Source organism: Microcystis sp. M53603_WE2, from assembly GCF_030065435.1.
The window spans coordinates 1-3,933 of sequence record NZ_JASJFF010001044.1 but is presented as its reverse complement, the minus strand read 5'-3'; the positions used below and the strand labels follow the sequence as shown (position 1 = coordinate 3,933).

Genomic DNA, 3,933 nt, shown 5'->3' with positions numbered 1-3,933 from the left:
TGGGAACACTAAATGATATAGCAAAACACTTACATTATGGCTCTTATGGATGTATTCACTCATTTTTCTATTGTACGCCGCGAGCGGCGGGGAATTAGACCCGAAGAGATTAAACCCACATTCCGCCCCCTAGTCGTTGAAACCAACAGTTGCTCTAGCCCTTGTGTAGTAAGACTTTTAGCGATTACTAAGAATTATGAAGTGTCACACTCTAGTCAGCGATCGCCAGCTTGCTTAATGAGAGTCTATCTCAATAATTTGGTATCAGAGCTATCAGATTTTTAGCGCTAATTGTGCATCTGCTGGGCAAACAAATTAGCCTGTAATTCAGAGCCGGCAATCGTTTTGACGATTTAGATAAAATTTTCAATGTGACACTTTAGGATGCGGAATGTGGGATAAGACATGATTCTAGTTTTATCCATCGATAAAAGTGTATGATTAAAGACATAAGAATTGATTGACATCAGGTATTAATGGTGTTAGGATATGTGAGGTGGATCACTCAGTTGTATCGCAAAACTCAAGTTTGAATTGCCCCCACGATTCCCATTTTGTCAACCTCGTCAAACAGATCAAGGAAATAAATGCACAGCTAATTGTCGCCCATCAAGCACAGCTGATCACCAGAGGTACTTGTGCTGTGAACCTGTAAATTTCCACTGACGGTGACATCGGTTTGGTCCTGGAACGCAACAACAAGTTAAGCTTCGATACTTTCTGTCTTGAATGCCTTTACTCTTTCCTAACTTATTGACCATGAGTTCAACCACTCCTATAACTACCGCCCAGTCATCACCAAAAAAACCCGTTGATGACCAGTCATCACCAAAAAAACCCGTTGATGATCAGAAGAAAGTAACTGAGAACGAGCAAATACCAAATAGTAATCAAGGAGACAGTCATGTTGATCAGTTGTTAGAGCAGGTTATCGGTGACGAAGATTTAACTCTTCTCTCCCTAGAAGAATTGGATGTGCTTTTGAATCAAGTTGATTTTTTAGAGGCAGTTGAACTTGATACTGGGGGAGGAACGATACCAAACAATGGCAATAACCAAAATTCAACTTCTACCTCAAGTCTTACCTCAAGTCCTGCCTCAAGTCCTACCTCAAGTTTTACCTCAAGTTTTACCTCAAGTTTTACCTCAAGTTTTACCTCAAGTCCTACCCGAAGTCTTACCTCAAGTTCTACCTCAAGTTCTACCTCAAGTGTCTCACGACCAGATTTAGTGGGCAGTTTTGGCACGATTAATTTGCCAAGTACGGTTAACTTCGGCGCTCAGGGAAGTGCAAAGGTAATTGTCACCAATCAAGGACAGGCGAGCGCCAGTGGTCCCAGTACTGTCAAACTGTACATTTCCACTGACGGTGAGATTGACAGTAACGATCGGTTACTCACCAGTGTCAGCACAAACTTGAACCTAAACGCCGGGCAGTCAGTCACCTTAGACTTAACGTATAACAACAATACTTCAGTCATCGCTGCGGGGGCTTACTTTCTCATTGCTCAAGTTGATGCCAATAACCAAATTCCCGAACAACTGGAAACCAATAATGTCACCAGTAAATTAGTATCGGGACTCAATACTAATGCCATCATCGACTGGAATGCGATCGCATTAAATGCGATTCAAGCCGAGGGAAAAGCAGGGCGGGGAGTTGGGCCGACAGTGGGTTCTCGCTTAATGGCCTTGGTTTCTACTGCTGTCTATGATACGGTTCAGGCCTTCAACACTTTATATCCCTCCTATGCTGTAAATGTGAGCGCACCAACAAATACCTCGTTGCAGGCGGCGGTAGTTGGTGCGGCCTATCGAGTTCTCTCTACTCAATTACCTGAACAAAATAGCTTGTTATCACAGCAAGTAACCAATTCTCTGGCGGAGATTCAGGACAGTGCCACCGCTGAAAACAGGGGTTTTAATTTTGGCATTTTAGTAGCCAATCAGAGCCTCAATTTACGCGCTAATGATGGTTCCAGCAACAATACGCCTTTCACTGCGCCGTCGGGAAACTATGTCTGGACACCAGAAACCTTAGGACCCACTGCTGGGGTAGCACTCGGTGCCAACTGGGGTGGGGTAACTCCTTGGACAATTGGCAACATTGACCAGTTTGTCTCGCAAAATCAACTTGATGTAACTCTTGATGGCCGTCCCGACAATCCTAATGATCAGGGTGCATTGTATGCCCAAGAAATTGAAGAAGTCCGGCTCTATGGTGGATTGCAAAACACTGCTCTCACGACCACTTTACGCAATGCAGACCAGGCAGAAATGGCTGTTTTCTGGGCCTATGACCGGGCTGATACCTTCCGTCCCTACGGTCACTTAAACCAAATTGCTCAAGAAATCGCCGTGCGTGAGGGCAATACCTTGCAAGAAGATGCCAGCTTATTTGCCGCATTAAATACCGCGCTGGCAGATGCGGTAATCGTCGCTTGGAAAGAGAAATACACTGAACTCCAACCTCGCCCTGATGACGTAATTGCTGGGGGATTTGCGGCTAATGACGGGATAGCTTCTACGGTGGGCGATCCCAATTGGAAACCCTTGCTGTCAGAATTAATGGGGGTTAATTCGCCACCTTTCCCGGATTATATGTCAGGGCATTCCGCCATGGGGGGAGCATTTGCTGGAGTGATGACTGAGTATTTTGGTGAAAACTATGTGTTTAGTGCTGTCTCCCAAGAACTTCCCGGTGTCGTTCGTGATTTCGATAGCTTCCATGAAGCGGGAATGGAAGATGCCATCGGCCGTATTTATGGCGGAGTTCACGTCCGGGAAGCTTGTATTGATTCTTTTGAAATGGGGTTAGCTGTTGGCGATTTTGTTTCGACAAGTGTCTTTCAGCCGATTGTCTAGTATCGTGTCGAGTTGAACGAACCTGCGTCAGTCCCCACCCTCAGCAACGCACCAGTGGGGAAGGTGCAGGGGGCGGCAATTTGAGGACTCGATGTCCGAAAAATTGCCAACTAAATTTTAATGGTAAATCCCATGCTTTAGGTGATATCGGTCGCACTTTGGAATTATCCCTGGAAAGGGTGCGACAAATTGAGTCGAAAGCGTTGCAAAAACTGCGTAGTTAGATCACCAACAGAATATCCCTACTAGAGAGTTAAATAGGGCTTGCTGAATAAATCTAAAAACCTTGTTGGATAATATCTTTAGACTTTTTGGAAATCAAAAAGTACCGGCCTTGGCAGTGATCGGGGGGAAAATTCAGGGACTTTTTCCCTGAAAATTAGGTAATTGACCACCTGAAAATCAATCGGTAAAACCCTACACCCTACACCCCACACCCCACACCCCACACCCTACCCCCAGGAAAAACTTTTTGCCGCAAACCCTAAATACTCCCTATTTTTTTAGGAGATTTTAACTGACTGAGAACAACGATTTGATGAGTTGCATTCCAGACGTTTTTGACGTTCTGCTAAAATTGTCTGTAAATTCGGTCTTCCGGTTAAGGTTAATCGCCAAGAAGCCCAAATTTCATAGATAATATCCACTAGAAACCCAATAACCGGCCATTTGGTAGCGGCATAAATCCAACCAATGTCTAAAATGTCATAGACTTGGCGAAACACTTCCACATTTTGGAGAATAGTACCATCAGCTAGTACGGCGTGGATTCGCCCCATGGCTGCCGCGAAGGAAATACCGCCATTTTCCTCTGGATTATAGTTTTCGGCGGCAATATCGACAAAAGCAACTAATCCTCTCCCAGCATCCCGTTTTTGCAGAAAATTGACCTCGCGCAAGCAGAGGGGACATTCTCCATCGTAGAGAAGTTTAATTTTCCAAGAGGGCGATCGAGTAGAATTTTCTAAGGTATCAGCAGATGGAGTCGGTAAAGATGACATGATCTTCTAGGGATTTTCTTTTCGGTGGTCGGTAATTAGTGAGGGGTTGAGAAGTGGCGAGTGAGTG

General features: G+C 44.9%; 3 protein-coding genes and 2 pseudogenes. 2 read left to right on the top strand and 3 right to left on the bottom strand.

The genetic code is table 11. The annotated features are described in order from the left end of the window. A pseudogene (locus PX481_RS30225) lies at positions 1 to 63 on the bottom strand (IS200/IS605 family transposase); the annotation flags it as partial. A 923-nt stretch (positions 64 to 986) separates the two neighbouring features. Next, positions 987 to 1,247: a hypothetical protein gene (locus PX481_RS22000; protein ID WP_288095978.1), complete on the bottom strand. Its 261-nt coding sequence runs from the start codon at positions 1,245 to 1,247 to the stop codon at positions 987 to 989. Positions 1,248 to 1,254: 7 nt separating this feature from the next. Between PX481_RS22000 and PX481_RS21995 the strand changes: the two genes are divergently transcribed. After that, positions 1,255 to 2,865 carry a CARDB domain-containing protein gene (locus PX481_RS21995; RefSeq protein WP_288095975.1) on the top strand — a complete coding sequence of 537 codons (1,611 nt, stop codon included), beginning with the start codon at positions 1,255 to 1,257 and terminating at the stop codon, positions 2,863 to 2,865. Positions 2,866 to 2,984: 119 nt separating this feature from the next. Continuing rightward, positions 2,985 to 3,089 (top strand): annotated as a pseudogene (locus PX481_RS21990) (sigma factor-like helix-turn-helix DNA-binding protein); the annotation flags it as partial. A gap of 279 nt (positions 3,090 to 3,368) precedes the next feature. Here PX481_RS21990 and PX481_RS21985 read toward each other — a convergent pair. Continuing rightward, positions 3,369 to 3,866 (bottom strand): thiol-disulfide oxidoreductase DCC family protein, encoded by a 498-nt coding sequence (locus PX481_RS21985; protein ID WP_002758715.1) that lies wholly within the window; start codon positions 3,864 to 3,866, stop codon positions 3,369 to 3,371. Between the last annotated feature and the right edge of the window lie 67 nt (positions 3,867 to 3,933).